The sequence below is a fragment of the Paenarthrobacter sp. PAE-2 genome, from assembly GCF_026013155.1.
GTDB classification, from domain to species: Bacteria; Actinomycetota; Actinomycetes; order Actinomycetales; family Micrococcaceae; genus Arthrobacter; species Arthrobacter ureafaciens.
This window is the reverse complement of the sequence record NZ_JAPDNV010000004.1, coordinates 65,914-82,089: the sequence shown is the minus strand read 5'-3', so window position 1 is coordinate 82,089 and position 16,176 is coordinate 65,914. Positions and strand designations below refer to the sequence as shown.

The following is a 16,176-nucleotide window of genomic DNA, read 5'->3' as shown; positions in this document are numbered from 1 at the left end:
CCCCTGCGGTTAAAGACCCAGCTCGCGGGCGATGAGCATCAATTGAACCTCCGTGGTGCCCTCCCCGACCTCGAGGATCTTGGAGTCCCGGTAATGCCGGGCCACGGTGAATTCGTTGATGAAGCCATACCCGCCGAATACCTGGGTGGCATCCCGCGCGTTGTCCATGGCTGCCTCGCCTGCGACCATCTTAGCGATGGCCGCCTCGGTCTTGAACGGCTTCCCCGCGAGCATCCTGGCCGCTGCGTCGTAGTAGGCAAGACGTGCCGTGTGGGCCCTGGCCTGCATCCGCGCGATCTTGAATTGGATGGCCTGGTACTTGGCGATGTTCTGCCCAAAGGCACTGCGTTCCTTGGCGTACTTCACGGACAGGTCCACGCATCCCTGGGCGGCTCCTGTACCCAAAGCCGCGATCGCGATGCGGCCTTCGTCAAGGATGGAAAGAAAGTTGGCGTAGCCGCGTCCGCGCTCGCCGAGCAGGTTGGATTCGGGAACCCGGACGTTGTCCAGTGTCAACGGGTGGGTGTCCGAAGCGTTCCAGCCCACCTTGTTGTAGGCCTTTTCCGCTTTAAAGCCGGGGGTTTCCGTGGGCACCAGGATGGTGGAGATCTCCTTTTTGATACTGCCGTCCGGGCGTTCTTCCTTGCCGGTGACCGCGGTGACCGTGACCAGCCGGGTGATATCCGTGCCGGAGTTGGTGATGAACTCCTTGTTACCGTTGATCACCCATTCGCCGGCTTCCAGGTGGGCGTGGGTCTTGGTGCCCCCGGCATCGGATCCGGCTTCGCGTTCGGTCAGCCCGAACCCGGCGAGCGCCTGCCCGGAGGCAAGGGGCGGAAGCCATTGTTCCTTCTGTTCCCCGGTCCCGAACCGGTAGACAGGCATCGCCCCGAGGGACACTCCGGCTTCCAAGGTGATCGCTACCGACTGGTCCACGCGGCCCAGTTGTTCCAGGGCCAGTGCGAGCGCGAAGTAGTCCCCGCCCATGCCGCCGTACTCTTCGGGGAAGGGCAGGCCGAAGAGTCCCATCTCCCCCATCTGCTTGATGACCTCGTAGGGGAAGCTGTGTTCTTCGTCGTGCTTGGCCGAGACGGGGGCCACTACTTCATCGGCGAACTCGCGGACGGAGTCACTGAGGTCCTGGTATTCCTCGGAAAGGTCGAAAGTGCTCACGGCTGGGTTTCCTTAGTGGTTGGGACGGCACTGGTTGGGGTGGCATGGATGCTGGCGAGTACCTGGTCTGCCTTGACGAGGTCGCCTGTTGCTACGGTGAGGTGGACTGTCCCATGGACGGAGGCCAGCAGTTGGTGCTCCATTTTCATGGCCTCGACGGCGAGGAGTACCTGCCCTTCGGCGACCGTTTCGCCGTCGGAAACGGCCACGGAGACCACTGTTCCGGGCATGGGCGAGCGCACCTCGGGGTCCGCGGTTCCTTCCTCCTGTTGGATTCCGGCCAGCATGCGCTTGAGCCTTTCGGCGCGGTTCAGGACCTCCAGGCGGCAGGACCAGCCGGCGTTTCCGAGGTGGATTCCCCGGTTGTCCCGGCCCAGCGCGTAGGTGAGGTTCACGCCGTCGACGTCCAGGCTGATCCGGTCGTCGGTCCGCTCCACCCCGGTCACGGTGACGGCCTGGCGCCCGACGCCGGGACCGCCGTCGAGCGCTACTCCCACCTGGCCGCCATGGTCAGTTACAGAGGCGGTGGCCACAGAGCCGTCCGGCAGCCCGAAAGCGGCTGTCCAGGCCGCTGGCTGCCCTACGCGCCAGGAGTCCGGCAACGCCCAGGCATCCCCCGCCAGCGGGGAACCGGTCCGCTCAAGCCAGAGCGCGACTCCGGCCGCCGCCACTTCCTCCGGTCCGACGTGGCGGAAGGTCATGCCCGGCAGTTTCCGCTCAATGAGTCCGGTGTCCAGGTGGCCCCCACGGACCTCGGGTTCGTTGATCAGCAGCCGCAGGTACTCCACATTGGTGTCCAGGCCCAGCAGCGTATACCGGCCCAACGCGGCATCCAGTTCGTCAAGGGCGGCCGCGCGGTCCGGGCCCCAGGCGATCACTTTGGCAAGCATCGGATCGTAGTCGCCCGTGATGTCGAGCCCTTGCCGCATGGCCGAATCGATCCGGACCGTTGCATCGTCCACCCGGGCTCCGGAGATCCGCCGATCCGGCAGTCCCCGCTCGGCCAGCTGCACAACCCGCCCCATGGACGGCATGAAGTTCCGTTCGGGAACCTCCGCGTAAACCCTCGCCTCTACTGCGTGCCCGTTAAGTACGACGTCGGACTGCGCCAGGGTGAGGACCTCACCTGCAGCGATCCGCACCTGCCATTCCACCAGGTCGATGCCCGTCACGAGTTCCGTCACGGGGTGTTCCACCTGCAGGCGCGTGTTCATCTCCATGAAAAAGAACTCGTCAGGATGGTCATCGGACACCAGGAATTCCACGGTGCCGGCGCCGCTGTAGTTGACTGACCGGGCCGCGTTGCAAGCTGCTTCCCCGATCCTGGCCCGTTGCGCTTCACCCTCCGGCATGGAACGGAAAAGCGCCGAGGGGGCTTCTTCGATCACTTTCTGGTGCCGGCGCTGCAAGGAACATTCGCGCTCGCCCACATGGATGACGTTCCCGTGGTTGTCTGCCAGGATCTGGACTTCGATGTGGCGGGGGGAACGGACCAAACGTTCCAGGAAAAGGGTGTCGTCGCCAAAGGCGGCCGCTGCAACCCGCCGGGCTGCGGCCAGGGCTGCAGGGAGGTCTTCGGGCCGTTCCACCGCCTGCATGCCTTTTCCGCCGCCACCGGCTGACGGTTTGATGAGCAGGGGGAAGCCCACCGATGGTGCGGCGTCAATCAGGTCCTGGTCCGTCAGCCCGGCCTTTGCGATACCCGGCGTGCAGGGAACGCCGTAGGACATCACGTGGTTCTTGGAACGGATCTTGTCGCCCATCAGTTCGATCGCTTCGATCCCCGGCCCAATGAACACGATGCCGGCGGCATCCAGCGCCTTGGCGAACTCAACGTTTTCGGACAGGAAACCGTATCCCGGGTGCACGGCTTCGGCGCCTGTTTGCCGGCAGGCCTCAATGATCGCGTCGACCTTGAGGTAGCTCTCTGCCGGGGCCGTTCCACCGATGCCCACGGCAGCGTCTGCCATGGCCACGTGCTTGGCGTCCTTGTCCGCATCTGAGTAGACAGCCACGGCCCGGATGCCCATGTGCTGCAGCGTCCGGATGACCCTGCAGGCGATCTCTCCCCTGTTGGCTACCAGGACTGACGTGAAGGAATGCCGCTCGGCCGGCTCTGCCGGCGCATTCCGGGTTGTTGTGGGCACGGTCATGGTCACATCCTGAAAAGGCCGAAGGAAGTTTCGGGCAGCGGTTGGCGGGAAACGACGTCCAGGGCCATCCCCAGGACCCGGCGGGTGTCGGCGGGGTCGATGATGCCGTCGTCCCAGAGCCGCGCCGTTGAGTAGTAAGGGCTCCCCTGGTCCTCGTATTGTTTTTTGATGGGCGCCTTGAAGGCTTCCTCGTCGTCGGCGGACCACTCCTGGCCCGCGGCCTCCAACTGTTCGCGTTTGACGGTGGCAAGGACACTGGAAGCCTGGTTTCCGCCCATCACGGAGATACGGGCTGCCGGCCACATCCACAGGAACCGTGGCGAGTAGGCACGGCCGCACATGGAGTAGTTGCCCGCCCCGAAGCTGCCGCCGATCACTACCGTCAGTTTCGGAACCCGGGCTGTGGCAACCGCGGTGACCATCTTGGCGCCGTTCTTCGCTATGCCGCCCTGTTCATAGTCCTTGCCCACCATGAACCCGGAAAGGTTCTGCAGGAAGATCAAGGGAATTCCACGCTGGTCACACAGTTCAATGAAGTGCGCCCCCTTGAGTGAGGACTCGCTGAACAGCACTCCGTTGTTGGCCACGATGCCCACGGGGTGTCCGTGCAGATGCGCAAAACCCGTCACCAACGTAGTCCCGTAGTTCTTCTTGAACTCATGGAATTCGGAACCGTCCACGATCCTGGCAATGACTTCGCGAACGTCGTACTGCGCGTTGACGTCGGTCGGAACCACGCCGTAGATACCGGACGGTTCGACGACCGGCGGCAGGACGACGTCGAGCACGTCCCAGGCCGGCGGGGCCGGCTGTGGCAACGTCGCCACGATGTCGCGGACAATTTCCAGCGCGTGCTGGTCGTTCTCGGCCAGGTGGTCCGCTACTCCGGATACCTTGGCGTGAACGTCCCCGCCACCGAGTTCTTCCGCCGTGACGATCTCTCCGATGGCCGCCTTCACCAGCGGCGGTCCGCCAAGGAAGATGGTGCCCTGGTTCCGCACAATGACTGTCTCATCGCTCATGGCCGGGACGTAGGCGCCACCAGCGGTGCAGGAACCCATCACTGAGGCGATCTGTGGAATCTTGGCAGCCGACATGCGCGCCTGGTTGTAGAAGATCCGGCCGAAGTGCTCCTTGTCCGGGAACACCTCGTCCTGCTTGGGAAGGAAGGCGCCCCCGGAGTCCACGAGGTAGATACACGGCAGCTTGTTCTCCAGGGCAATCTCCTGCGCCCGGAGGTGCTTCTTCACCGTCATGGGATAGTAGGTTCCGCCTTTGACGGTGGCGTCGTTGGAGATGACCAGCACGTGCCGGCCATGGACCAGCCCGATGCCTGCGATGACCCCGGCGCCGGGTGAATCGTCGTTGTACATTCCGTTGGCCGCCAGCGGCGCAATCTCCAGGAACGGGCTGCCCTCGTCCAGGAGGTAGTCGATGCGCTCCCTGGGAAGGAGTTTCCCACGGGAAATATGGCGCTCGCGGGACTTGGGCGGGCCGCCCAGCGCAGTGGTTGCGAGGCGCTCCTTCAGTTCTGCCACCAGCTTGCGCTGGGCTTCCTCGTTGGCCGCAAAGGTGCTCGTGGCAGCCCCTGCAACGCTGGCTATCGTCTCCATCGACTACTGTCCCATTCCGGTCCGAACGGTGTCAGATCCACGTCATTTCGGTTAGTGCCTCATAACTGAAATTTAGGTTAGTCTTGATTAACTGTGATGTCCAGCACGTACTGCGGGCGGCGAGGAGGAAACTGTGACCCAGCATGCTCAAGCAACCCAGCGCAGCCAAGCCACCCAGCGCGCCCAAGCCACCCAGCGCAGCCAGGCCAAGGAAGAGCGGCGCGTGGCGTTGCTTTCCGCCGCTGCCGGCCTCTTCGCGGAGAACGGATTCGCCAGGGTTTCCCTGGAGGATCTCGGCGCCGCCGCGGGCGTCAGCGGACCTGCCGTGTACCGGCATTTCCCCGGTAAGCAGGCCGTGCTGGGCGAGCTCCTCCTGAGCGTCAGCCGCGAGCTGCAGGACGGTGGGCTCAAGGTGGTGGCCGAAGCCGGGAATGCGCTTGCAGCCCTGGACGGCCTGGTTGCCTTCCACGTGGACTTTGCCTTGCGGAATCCGGACGTCATCAGGGTCCAGGACCGCGACTTCGGAAGCCTGAGCGAAGCTGACCAGGCGGAGGTCCGGGCCCTCCAGCGTGGATATGTGGAGACGTGGGTTGATGTCCTCAGGGAGGTGCATCCGGGCAGTGATCCCGCCGAGCTTCGGGTCCGCGCGCATGCCGCTTTCGGCCTGATCAATTCCACCCCGCATTCTGTCCGCCAGCATGGCAGGAAGATCGCCGTGAAGTCTGCCCGGCCCGTCCTTGAACGGATGGCATTGGCGGCCTTGACTGTTGGAACGCCGGCAGGCTGAGGAACTGCCTTCCCAAGACCCGCGCTGCCCTTCCTAGGACTCACAGGGCCAGCTTGAAGTATGTCCCCGCCCATGGGCCGCCGCCTAGGGTTGGAAACAGCTTTGAAACGTCACACCTGATCATCGAAGGAGAACCCCATGAAGATTGCTGTCACCGGTGGAAGCGGAAAGTTGGGCAGGAGCGTCGTGCGGAAGCTGACGGAGGATGGCCACCAAGTGTTCAACCTCGACCGGGACGGCGAGCGGGGCCATGGATACGTCAGCGTCGACCTGCGCAACTACGGCCAGGTGGTGGACGTGATCCTTGGGCTCGACGACCGGCACGACGGACTGGATGCGATCGTCCACCTAGGGGCCATCCCGGCCCCCGGGCTGGCCCCCGACTCCGCGATCTTCGAGAACAACATGCTCTCCACCTACAACGTGTTCCAGTCAGCACGCCGTGCAGGTATCAAGAAGGTCGTCTACGCCTCCAGCGAGACAGTGCTCGGCCTGCCCTTCGATGCGCCGCCGCCTTACATCCCGGTGGACGAGGAATACGACGCACGGCCCGAAAGCACGTATTCGCTGGTCAAGCACCTGGAAGAGCAGATGGCCATCCAACTCACCCGCTGGGACCCTGAGCTCAGCATCACGGCCCTGCGTTTTTCGAATGTCATGGATCCTGAAGACTACGCCGCGTTCCCGTCCTTCGACGCTGACGCGACCCGGCGTAAGTGGAACCTTTGGGGCTACATCGACGCCCGCGACGGCGCCCAGGCCGTGGCCCGCGCCCTCGAGGTTGCCCCGCCAGGGTTCGAACGGTTCATCATCGCCGCGGCAGACACCGTCATGAGCCGGAGCAGTGCCGAACTTGCCGCGGAAGTCTTTCCCGGCGTCGACGTCGTCAAGGAACTGCAGCAGCACGAAACGATGCTGTCCATCGACAAGGCCCGCAGGCTCCTGGGATTCGAACCCGAACACAGCTGGCGGGACACCCACCAGGCAAGCTAGACCATGGTCAGCACCATCGCCGGGTCGGAAAGGATCGCACCGAGGTCGGCCAGGAACCGCGAACCCTGTTCCCCGTCCACCAGGCGGTGGTCGAAGGACAGGCTGAGCGACATCACCTGGCGGACCACCAGTTCGTCGTCCACCACCCACGGTGCTTTCCGCACCGCTCCCAACGCCACAATGGCCGCTTCGCCCGGGTTGAGGATGGGCGTCCCGGCGTCAATGCCGAAGACACCTATGTTGGTGATGGAGATCGTGCCTCCCGACAGATCCGCCGGGGATGTCTTACCTGCCCGGGCAGTGTCCGTCAGTTCGGACAACTGAACGGCGAGTTCACGCAGCGGCAGTTGCTCCGCATCCTTGATGTTCGGCACCGTCAGGCCGCGTGGAGTAGCGGCCGCGATGCCGAGGTTGACGTAGTGGTACTGGACAATCTCCTGCTTTTCATCGTCCCAGTGCGTATTGAGGGTGGGGTTGTTCCGCAACGCAATCAGCACGGCCTTTGCCGCGATGGTGAGCGGGGTCAACTTCACGCCGTCGAACGCTCTGTTGCTCTTTAGCCGGGCCAACAGCTCCATGGTGGGAGTGACATCCACGGTAAGGAACTCCGTGACGTGCGGTGCGGTGAAGGCGCTTTGCACCATGGCAGCCGCGCTGAACTTGCGTACGCCCTTGACCGGGGTCCTGGTTTCCCGGTCGCCGGCGGCCGGCGCCACGGAGGCCTGTGCGTCCGGTGCCGGTGCGCCCGCAAAGTTCTGGACATCCTCGCGGGTGATCAGCCCGTGCGGGCCGGTTCCGGTGACGCGCTCCAGATCGACGCCGAGGTCCCGGGCCAGTTTGCGGACGGGCGGCGTGGAACGTGGCCGCTCCCCGACGGCGGTTTCCCCTGCCCGGGGAGCAACCGCCGGGGCAACAGCGCGGGCACGCCTCGCTGGCCGCCCGGAATGCTCGACGACGGCGCCGTAACCTACCAGGTTCGGCTCGCGTTTGGCGGGCCCGGCCGGAGATTCGGCGTCCGTCGCCTCTGCGCCCTGGGAAGCTCCGGCGTCGTCCACTTCGAACGAGACAATCGGCTTGCCCACCTCAACCACCGTGCCGGGTTCCTCATGCAAAGCCGCTACCACTCCCGCAAACGGGGACGGAAGTTCCACCACTGCTTTGGCCGTCTCAACCTCGGCAATGACCTGGTTGAGGCTGACGGTATCCCCCACCGCCACTTTCCAGCTAAGGATCTCGGACTCCGTGAGGCCCTCGCCGAGGTCCGGCAGCTTGAATTCCTTGATCATGGTGGCGCTCATCCTTCCAGTCCACTCAACGAGTTGGGGCGGCCCAGCGCGCGATCAACGCCATCCAGGATCCGGTCCAGGTCCGGCAGATGGTGCATTTCGAGCTTGGAATAGGGGTAGGGAACGTCGAAGCCAGTGATCCGCACCGGCGCTGTTTCGAGGTAGTTGAAGCAGCGCTCCGTGATGCTGGCCGCGATCTCGGCACCCAGGCCGCCGGATTGGGCTGCCTCATGCGTGATGACCAGGCGGCCGGTCTTGCGGACCGACGCCTCGACCACGGGATAGTCCACCGGCGCCAAGGACCGAAGATCGATGACTTCCACCGAGGTTCCCTCGTCCGCCGCTGCCTGCGCGGCATCCCTGGCCGTCTTGACCAGGGGGCCGTAGGCCACCAGGGTGACGTCCGTACCGGCGTTCACCACGGCTGCCTTGTCCATGGGAAGTGCCGATGAGAGGTCCGCGGCCTCATCCACATCGCCCATGTCGTGATAGCGGCGCTTGGGTTCGAAGTACAGCACCGGGTCATCGGAGGCGATGGCTTGCTGGATCATGGTGTAGGCATCCTGCGGATTGGATACGGCCACCACCCGCAGCCCGGAAGTGTGGGTGAAATAGGCCTCCGGGGACTCCGAGTGGTGCTCCGGAGACCCTATGCCGCCACCGAAGGGCACACGGATGGTGATGGGCATCTTGACCCTGCCCTGCGTCCGGTAGTGCATCTTGGCCACCTGGCTGACGATCTGGTCGAAAGCAGGGTAGATAAAACCGTCGAACTGGATCTCGCACACAGGGCGGTAGCCGCGGTAGGCAAGGCCGACTGCCGTCCCCACGATGCCTGACTCCGCCAGCGGCGAATCGATGACGCGGTGCCGCCCGAAGTCCTTCTGGAGTCCGTCGGTGACTCGGAAAACACCTCCGAGGGTACCGATGTCCTCGCCGATGAGAACTACCTTGGGATCGTTTTCCAATGACTTTCGGAGCCCTGCGTTGATGGCCCGGGCAAAAGTGAGCTTGGACATCAGCGGGCACCTTCCTCGACGGCGTTGAAGCTGTTCAGGTAGCGCGAATAGTGGTCCTTCTGCCGTTCAATCCACGGATTGGGAGTGCTGTAGACGTGGTTGAAGACGTCCAGTGGCTGGGGATCGGGCATGGTGATGCAGCTGGTCCTCAACTCTGTGCCCACGGCGTCTGCCTTCGCTTTGACCTGCGCTTCAAGTTCTTCAGTCAGCAGGCCCTTGGCATCGAGCAGCCTGTGTATCCGGAGGATGGGATCCTTTGCCGCCCAATCTTCCAGCTCGTTGGCGTCCCGGTAGCGGGTGGGGTCGTCCGCCGTCGTGTGTGGACCCATGCGGTACGTGACCGCTTCTATGAACGTTGGCCCGCCGCCCTTGCGTGCCCGGTCCAGCGCCACCCGGGTAGCTGCCATGACGGCCAGCACGTCGTTGCCGTCCACCCGCATGCTGGGAATGCCGAAACCGGTGGGACGATCAGCCAGCTGGACGTGGGACTGCACGCGCACGGGCTCGGAAATGGCCCAGTGGTTGTTCTGGCAGAAGAACACCACCGGGGCCTGGAAGCTGGCGGCGAAGACCATGGCCTCGTTGACGTCGCCTTCACTGGTAGCTCCGTCGCCGAAGTACGCCAGGACGGCGGAGCTGGCGCCGTCCAGTTGAACGCCCATGGCGTAGCCGGTGGCGTGCAGGCTCTGGGACCCGATGATGATTTGGGGTGTGGCCATGTTGATCCGCTGCGGATCCCAGCTGTATAAAGCGTTGCCGCGCCAGACCTTGGCGATCTCGGAGACGTGGGCGCCGCGCACATACGCCACGCCGCTCTCGCGGTAGCTGGGAAACACGAAATCTTCGTCACGAAGGGCCCGGCTGGAACCAATCTGCGATGCTTCCTGGCCGAGCAGGGGCGGCCACAGGGCCAGTTCACCTTGGCGTTGCAGGGCGGTGGCCTCGGCGTCGATGCGGCGGATGACAGTCATGTCCTCAAAGAGGGAACAAAGCTGTTCGTCTCCGATGTCCTTGATCCAGAGATCGAACTCGGGATGGCTTATCCGCTCCCCCTCCGGGGAGACCAGTTGCAGCATCCCGCCGCCGGTCCGCAAGGGATTGTGTCCGCTGAGTCCCGGGTCCGGAGCAGTGGTGCCTGCGTCCGTTCCCGCCTTGTCCGTCAACATTGGTGATCGCGACCTTCCGGCTCGTATTCGTCGGCCCGCGCGGGACTTGTGATCCAGCCGCAGACCGGCCCCCGGGCTCCTTCGCCCGGGTTATTTGTGACCCTACTCACAAAGGGCATGGGGCACAACTACCCTGCTGGAAATTGAGCATCCTGCCATGTTTGTCCCTTCAGGCCCGTGCTAATCTTGCGCATTATGCAACCACTGGATGGCACCGATACCCGTCTCCTCTCGGCCATGGCGAAGGACCCGCGGGGAACAGTGGTCGCCTTGGCCCAGAAGCTCGGCCTCTCCAGAAACACCGTCCAGGCGCGCATGGCACAGCTCGAGAAGAAGCACGCCTTCCTGTCCTTCGAACGGCGGATCAATCCGGTCGCGCTGGGGTACCCGCTCACAGCCTTCATCAGTGTCCACGTACAGCAGCAGAAACTGGCAACGCTGGCAAAGGACCTGGCCGATATCCCGGAAATCCTGGAAGGCTTCGGCCTGACCGGCTCGGCTGACCTGCTGTTGCGGGTGGTGGCCTTGGATGCGGAGGACCTCTTCAGGATCAACGGCAAGATCCTGGCCTGCGACGGCGTTGAGCGCACGGATACAGCGCTGGCCATGCGGGAGATGATTCCCTACCGGGTCCAGCCGCTTCTGGGAAGGCGCTCGGAAGGGTAGCAGTCACTCTTGCCCGGACTGTCAGGATGCTGTTTGATTCAAAGGAAAGCATCGGGGGCTGCCGGAAGTTCCCGGCCACAAAGGTGGCGCGGAAGCAGGCTGCTGAAAGGGGTCCGAGAGTGAGTAATCCACAAGAGCCCAACGGACAGGGCGAGGTTCCACGCAATCCCAATCCGGCGGGTCCGTACCCGCCGCCATCAAGCAACCCCGCGCAGTCCGGGACGCCCTCGCAGTGGCAACAGCCGCCGTCGTACGCAGCTCCGCAGGGAAGTCCGGCGGGAGGCGCACCCAACTACGGAAGTCCAAACCCCTACCCCCAACAAGGGCAAGGGCAATACCCGCCCCAACCAGGCCAGTACCCGCCGGGGCAGTACGGGCAGCCGTCCACTCCTCCCGCCAAGAAGCGGAAGACGCTGTGGATCGTCCTGGGCATCGTAGCCGGCGTGATCGTCCTCGCCGTGGTGGGAGTGTTGGTGCTCGTGAACGTCGTGGGCAACGCGACGTCCAAGGCGCGCGGGCTGGCCGACGAGTTCACCAAACTGGTTGTGGCCGGCGATACCGAAGAAGCCTACGACGACTACCTCCACCAGGCCCTCAAGGATGAACTGGACAAGCAGTCGTTCATTGACGGCATTGCAAGCCTTGAACTGGATAATTCCTGCAAGCCCAACTACAACTCCGTCAGCGTGAACAACAACAACGGAAACAACAAGGCCGATCTCTCCGGGACGCTGCAGTGCGATGGCAAGACGATCAACCTCCATTATGTTTTCGAGGGCACGAACGACCTCAAAATGAGCAGTATCCGCCTGCGCCCATAGCATCGGGGATCATGGAGCCATGGATCCCGTTGAGGCGCTCGATGAAATTTCCTTCTGGCTGGAACGCAGCCTCGCACCGACGTTCAAAGTGCAGGCCTTCAGGAAAGCAGCCGACGTCGTGCGGCAGCTGCCGCCCGGCGAGCTGTCGCGCCTGATCGCGTCCGGTCGCTTGACGAGCCTCAAGGGGGTTGGCAACCGCAGCGCGGAAGTCATTTCGCAGGCCATGGAAGACCGCGTTCCGGACTACTTGGCCGACCTCCGCGAGCGGGGCAGCGAACCGCTCGCCGCCGGTGGCCATGGGCTTACTTCGGCCTTGCGCGGCGACCTGCACAGCCACAGCAACTGGTCGGACGGCGGATCGCCGATCGAAACGATGGTGGCGGCAGCCCGCACCCTGGGCCGCGAGTACCTCGCACTGACGGACCACTCCCCCAACCTCACGATTGCCAACGGCCTCAGCGCGGAACGCCTCGACCGGCAATTAGGAATAGTGGAGGAGGTCAACGCCGGCCAGGACGGGTTCCGGCTACTCAAGGGCATCGAAGTGGACATCCTGGAAGACGGAACCCTGGACCAGGCGCCGGAAATGCTGGAACGGCTGGATGTGGTGGTGGCCAGCGTACATTCCAAGCTGCGCTCCGATTCGAAGACCATGACACAGCGCATGCTCGGCGGCATCAGCGACCCCCACACCAACGTTCTGGGCCATTGCACCGGACGGCTGGTCCAGGGTTCGCGCGGCACCAGGCCCGAATCCGAGTTTGACGCCGCAAAGGTGTTCAAGGAATGTGCGGAATGGGGAGTAGCGGTGGAGATCAATTCCCGACCGGAGCGCCAGGACCCGCCCGAACGGCTCATCCACATGGCCCTTGATGCAGGGTGCTTCTTCAGCATCGACAGTGACGCCCACGCTCCCGGCCAACTGGACTTCCTGCAATACGGCGCGGAGCGCGCAGAGGCCGCCGGTGTTCCCCGGGAAAGGATCGTGACAACCTGGCCGCTGGCGCAGTTGCGGGAATGGCTGGCCCTCAAGAGGTAGCGACGCTCAAAGAAGCAGTGCCCCTCCGCCCGAAGGCATGAGGGGCACTGCTTCCACAGCGTGACCGCAATGGTTTAGCGGATCAGTGGTCTACCGCTTTCTCGGCTCCGACGCCGGTCAGCGAGCGCACCTCCATTTCGGCCTGCTTGGCAGCGTCTTCACGCCGCTTGTCCAGGACGGTACCCAACCAGCCCAGGAAGAAAGCCAACGGGATGGAGACGATACCGGGGTTGCTGAGCGGGAAGAACGCGAAGTTGGCACCCTGGATCATGGAGGTCTTGGCACCGGACACCACCGGCGAGAAGGTGATCAGCAGGATGGCTGATGCCAGGCCGCCGTACATGCTCCATACCGCACCTTGCGTGGTGAACTTCCGCCAGAACAGGGAGTAGACAATGGTGGGCAGGTTGGCCGAGGCCGCGACCGCGAAGGCCAGTGCCACCAGGAAGGCAACGTTCTGTCCGTTGGCGAAGATCCCGCCGAGGATTGCCAGGATGCCGATGACCACTACGGTGCGCCGCGCAACCTTCACTTCGGTGGTGGCGTCGGCTTTGCCCTTGGAGATGACGTTGGCGTAGATGTCGTGGGCGAACGATGCCGCCGCCGTGATGGTGAGGCCGGCAACCACCGCGAGGATGGTGGCGAAGGCGACAGCCGAGATAAAGCCCAGCAGCAGCGGCCCGCCCAGGTGGAAGGCCAGCAGCGGAGCCGCGGAGTTCACGCCGCCCGGGGCAGATTTGATGGTCTCCGCGCCCACCAGGGCTGCGGCACCATAACCCAGCACCAGGGTGAAGAGGTAGAAGAGGCCGATCAACCAGATGGACCACACCACGGACTTGCGCGCTTCCTTGGCCGTGGGAACGGTGTAGAAGCGCATCAGGACGTGCGGCAGTGCTGCTGTGCCCAGGACCAACGCCAGGCCAAGGGACATGAAGTCGAGCTTGGAGGTGTCCGACTTGCCGTATTGCAGGCCGGGGTTCAGGATTGCGGGGTTGTTGGCGGCTTCCGCTGCCGATCCCAGGAGGTTGGACAGGTTGAAGCCGTAGATGGAAAGTACCCAGGCTGTCATAACGGCGGCGCCGGCGATGAGCAGGATGGCCTTGATGATCTGCACCCAGGTGGTGCCCTTCATGCCGCCGATCAGGACGTACATGATCATGAGGGCGCCGACGACAATGATCACCAGTGCTTGGCCGCCCCAGTCGCTGATGCCCAGCAACAGCGAAATAAGGCTGCCTGCTCCGGCCATCTGGGCCAGGAGGTAGAAGAAGCAGACCGCCAGCGTCGAGAGCGCGGCGGCAATCCGGACCGGCCGCTGGCGGAGGCGGAAGGACAGGACGTCGGCCATGGTGAACTTACCGGTGTTCCGCAGCAGCTCTGCCACGAGCAGCAGGGCAACCAGCCAGGCCACGAGGAACCCGATGGAGTAGAGGAATCCGTCGTAGCCGTTAATGGCGATCGCGCCGGTGATTCCGAGGAACGAGGCCGCCGAAAGGTAGTCGCCGGCGATGGCCGTTCCGTTCTGGGAGCCCGTGAAGGAACGTCCGGCGGCGTAGTAGTCGGCCGCAGTCTTGTTGTTCCTGCTGGCACGGAAGACGATCACCATGGTGACGGCGACGAAGAGGGCGAAGATGCCCATGTTCAAGAGTGTGGTGTCTTTGAGTGCAGCAACTTCCACTGCAGGGACCATGGTGTTCACTGTGCTCCCCCGCGGGTCAGGCTGCCGGACTTATCAAACTCATGGCCTTCGATTTCGTTCCGGATTTCGGCGGCGATGGGGTCGAGTTTCCTGTTGGAGTAGCTGACGTACCACGCGGTGATCCCGAAAGTGGTGACGAACTGGAGCAGCCCCAGGATCAGGCCGACGTTGATGTTTCCCCACACTTTGATGGACATGAAGCCGACCGCGTAGTCGGCCAAGAGAACGTAGGCGAAGTACCACAGCAGGAACGCTGCTGCCATGGGGAAGACGAAGCTCCTGTGCCGCTTGCGCAACTTCTTGAACCGCTCCGTCTGCTGGACTTCCTGGAAGTCCACGGACGCTGTCGCGTCCTGGGGTTGGGCCTCATTACCCATGGTTCCTCCTGGTTGTTGTGCCCACATCGGCTCCACACAGCCGGCCAATGTGACTGCAATCACTATTGACGGGCCGGGGCGGCCATTCCAGCACATTGGCCGCCGTTGTCGCCCAACGGTCCCTATGCTGCGCCAAACGGCAGGCGGCGGGCTGGCCGCCGTCGTCGTGCCCGCGCATTGGCTACTCTTGCTCCATGCCCGATTCCCCGCTTTTCACAGCAGCCGCGATCGCCGTGATCGTCCTGGCGGTGGCCGTCGTCGTGGGTGTCGGCCTGAAAGTGGTGCGATCCTTCCGGGACCTCGGCACGGACGCCGAGCAGGCAACCTACAAGACGCTGCACGCCGCATCGCGGGCGGGACAGCACCTTCGCGGCGGTCTGGAACCCGCCGGGGCGGGGAAGGCCAGCAAGCAATTGCGGGCGCTCCTTGGCTGCGAGGCCTTGGCGATCACGGACACTGAAGCGGTGGTGGCGTGGGACGGAACGGCCGAGGACACCAGGCCGGCGCTCATGGGCATTGTCCGAGGGGTGCTGGAAAGCGGGCGCACCGCGGTGGTTCCCCACGCGACAGGTCAACCGGGCAGTTTCAGTGCCGTCATCGCTCCCATCCGCGCCGGTTCCAAGGTGGTGGGGACAGTTGCGGCCCTGGCGCCGTCGGCGGGCGCCGGGTTGGTCCGGGCCACCAGCGAAGTGGCCGATTGGATCGGCGCCCAGCTGGAACTGGCTGAGCTCGAGGCATCCCGGACCCTCCTGATGGAGGCCGAAGTCCGCGCCCTCAGGGCCCAGATCAGCCCGCACTTCATCTACAACTCCTTGAACGCCATTGCCTCGTTCATCAATACGGACCCCGCCCGGGCACGTGAACTGGTAGTGGAGTTTGCCGACTTCACCAGGTACTCCTTCCGGCGCCACGGCGACTTCACCACGCTCGCCGAGGAACTTCGCTGCATTGACCGCTACCTCCTGCTGGAACGGGCCCGGTTTGGCGAGCGTGTCCAGGTCAGCCTGCGGATCGCGCCGGAGGTGCTGAGTACTGTCATCCCGTTCCTCAGCCTCCAGCCGCTGGTTGAGAACGCGGTCCGTCACGGTCTCGAGGCGAAGGAAGGGCCCGGACACATCACCATTTGTGCCAATGATTCCGGCGCATTTGCGGAGGTCACCATCGAGGACGACGGCGTGGGGATGGACCCGGAGCACCTGCGGCAAGTGCTCGCCGGGCACAGCGACGGCGATCACGTCGGCCTGCGCAACGTGGATGCACGGCTTCGGCAGGTCTACGGCGACGAGCACGGCCTGGTGATCGACACGGCCCCCGGCGAAGGCACCCTGATCACAATGCGCGTGCCCAAGTCCCAACCTCGCCACGACGCATGAGGCTAATCTGG

14 protein-coding genes are annotated in these 16,176 nt (G+C 64.1%); 6 read left to right on the top strand and 8 right to left on the bottom strand.

What is annotated here, in order from left to right; all coding sequences use genetic code 11:
* Positions 1-9 precede the first annotated feature (9 nt).
* From OCL88_RS03495 to OCL88_RS03485, 3 genes are read right to left on the bottom strand one after another with little or no spacing between them, the layout of a single operon-like run.
* Entirely contained in the window at positions 10-1,173 is a 1,164-nt protein-coding gene (locus tag OCL88_RS03495; protein ID WP_166183939.1) for an acyl-CoA dehydrogenase family protein, read from the bottom strand.
* The gene (locus tag OCL88_RS03490) at positions 1,170-3,326 is read right to left on the bottom strand and encodes an acetyl/propionyl/methylcrotonyl-CoA carboxylase subunit alpha (RefSeq protein ID WP_264961637.1); all 2,157 of its coding nucleotides are present in this window, start codon (positions 3,324-3,326) and stop codon (positions 1,170-1,172) included. Before OCL88_RS03490 ends, OCL88_RS03495 begins: the two co-directional genes overlap by 4 nt.
* 2 nt (positions 3,327-3,328) lie before the next feature.
* Complete coding sequence (locus OCL88_RS03485; RefSeq protein ID WP_264961636.1) at positions 3,329-4,939, bottom strand: carboxyl transferase domain-containing protein; 1,611 nt, start codon at positions 4,937-4,939, stop codon at positions 3,329-3,331.
* A gap of 133 nt (positions 4,940-5,072) precedes the next feature.
* On the opposite strand from OCL88_RS03485, the gene OCL88_RS03480 reads away from it, so the two are divergent.
* Positions 5,073-5,726 (top strand): TetR/AcrR family transcriptional regulator, encoded by a 654-nt coding sequence (locus OCL88_RS03480; RefSeq protein WP_264961635.1) that lies wholly within the window; start codon positions 5,073-5,075, stop codon positions 5,724-5,726.
* 138 nt (positions 5,727-5,864) lie between these two features.
* A complete protein-coding gene (locus OCL88_RS03475) occupies positions 5,865-6,719 on the top strand; it encodes an NAD-dependent epimerase/dehydratase family protein (RefSeq protein WP_264961634.1) in 855 nt (284 codons plus the stop codon).
* Here OCL88_RS03475 and OCL88_RS03470 read toward each other — a convergent pair.
* From OCL88_RS03470 to pdhA, 3 genes are read right to left on the bottom strand one after another with little or no spacing between them, the layout of a single operon-like run.
* Complete coding sequence (locus OCL88_RS03470) at positions 6,716-8,017, bottom strand: dihydrolipoamide acetyltransferase family protein (protein ID WP_264961633.1); 1,302 nt, start codon at positions 8,015-8,017, stop codon at positions 6,716-6,718. The two genes, OCL88_RS03475 and OCL88_RS03470, sit on opposite strands and share 4 nt — an antisense overlap.
* Entirely contained in the window at positions 8,014-9,024 is a 1,011-nt protein-coding gene (locus tag OCL88_RS03465; protein ID WP_264961632.1) for an alpha-ketoacid dehydrogenase subunit beta, read from the bottom strand. The genes OCL88_RS03470 and OCL88_RS03465 overlap by 4 nt, the downstream gene beginning before the upstream one ends.
* Complete coding sequence (gene pdhA, locus OCL88_RS03460; RefSeq protein ID WP_264961631.1) at positions 9,024-10,190, bottom strand: pyruvate dehydrogenase (acetyl-transferring) E1 component subunit alpha; 1,167 nt, start codon at positions 10,188-10,190, stop codon at positions 9,024-9,026. Before pdhA ends, OCL88_RS03465 begins: the two co-directional genes overlap by 1 nt.
* 195 nt (positions 10,191-10,385) lie before the next feature.
* On the opposite strand from pdhA, the gene OCL88_RS03455 reads away from it, so the two are divergent.
* From OCL88_RS03455 to OCL88_RS03445, 3 genes are all read left to right on the top strand, one after another.
* Entirely contained in the window at positions 10,386-10,856 is a 471-nt protein-coding gene (locus tag OCL88_RS03455; protein ID WP_031216615.1) for an Lrp/AsnC family transcriptional regulator, read from the top strand.
* Positions 10,857-10,975: 119 nt separating this feature from the next.
* Entirely contained in the window at positions 10,976-11,677 is a 702-nt protein-coding gene (locus OCL88_RS03450) for a hypothetical protein (protein WP_264961630.1), read from the top strand.
* Between the two features lie 19 nt (positions 11,678-11,696).
* Entirely contained in the window at positions 11,697-12,716 is a 1,020-nt protein-coding gene (locus OCL88_RS03445; RefSeq protein ID WP_264961629.1) for a PHP domain-containing protein, read from the top strand.
* An 82-nt stretch (positions 12,717-12,798) separates the two neighbouring features.
* Here the strand turns inward: OCL88_RS03445 and OCL88_RS03440 are convergent, their stop codons facing one another.
* Both OCL88_RS03440 and OCL88_RS03435 read right to left on the bottom strand, forming a co-directional pair.
* Positions 12,799-14,406: a cation acetate symporter gene (locus OCL88_RS03440; protein ID WP_031216614.1), complete on the bottom strand. Its 1,608-nt coding sequence runs from the start codon at positions 14,404-14,406 to the stop codon at positions 12,799-12,801.
* Between the two features lie 5 nt (positions 14,407-14,411).
* The gene (locus tag OCL88_RS03435; RefSeq protein WP_264961628.1) at positions 14,412-14,792 is read right to left on the bottom strand and encodes a DUF485 domain-containing protein; all 381 of its coding nucleotides are present in this window, start codon (positions 14,790-14,792) and stop codon (positions 14,412-14,414) included.
* Between the two features lie 194 nt (positions 14,793-14,986).
* On the opposite strand from OCL88_RS03435, the gene OCL88_RS03430 reads away from it, so the two are divergent.
* Positions 14,987-16,165, top strand: coding sequence for a histidine kinase (locus OCL88_RS03430; protein WP_069694488.1), 1,179 nt, complete (start codon positions 14,987-14,989; stop codon positions 16,163-16,165).
* Positions 16,166-16,176: the final 11 nt, after the last annotated feature.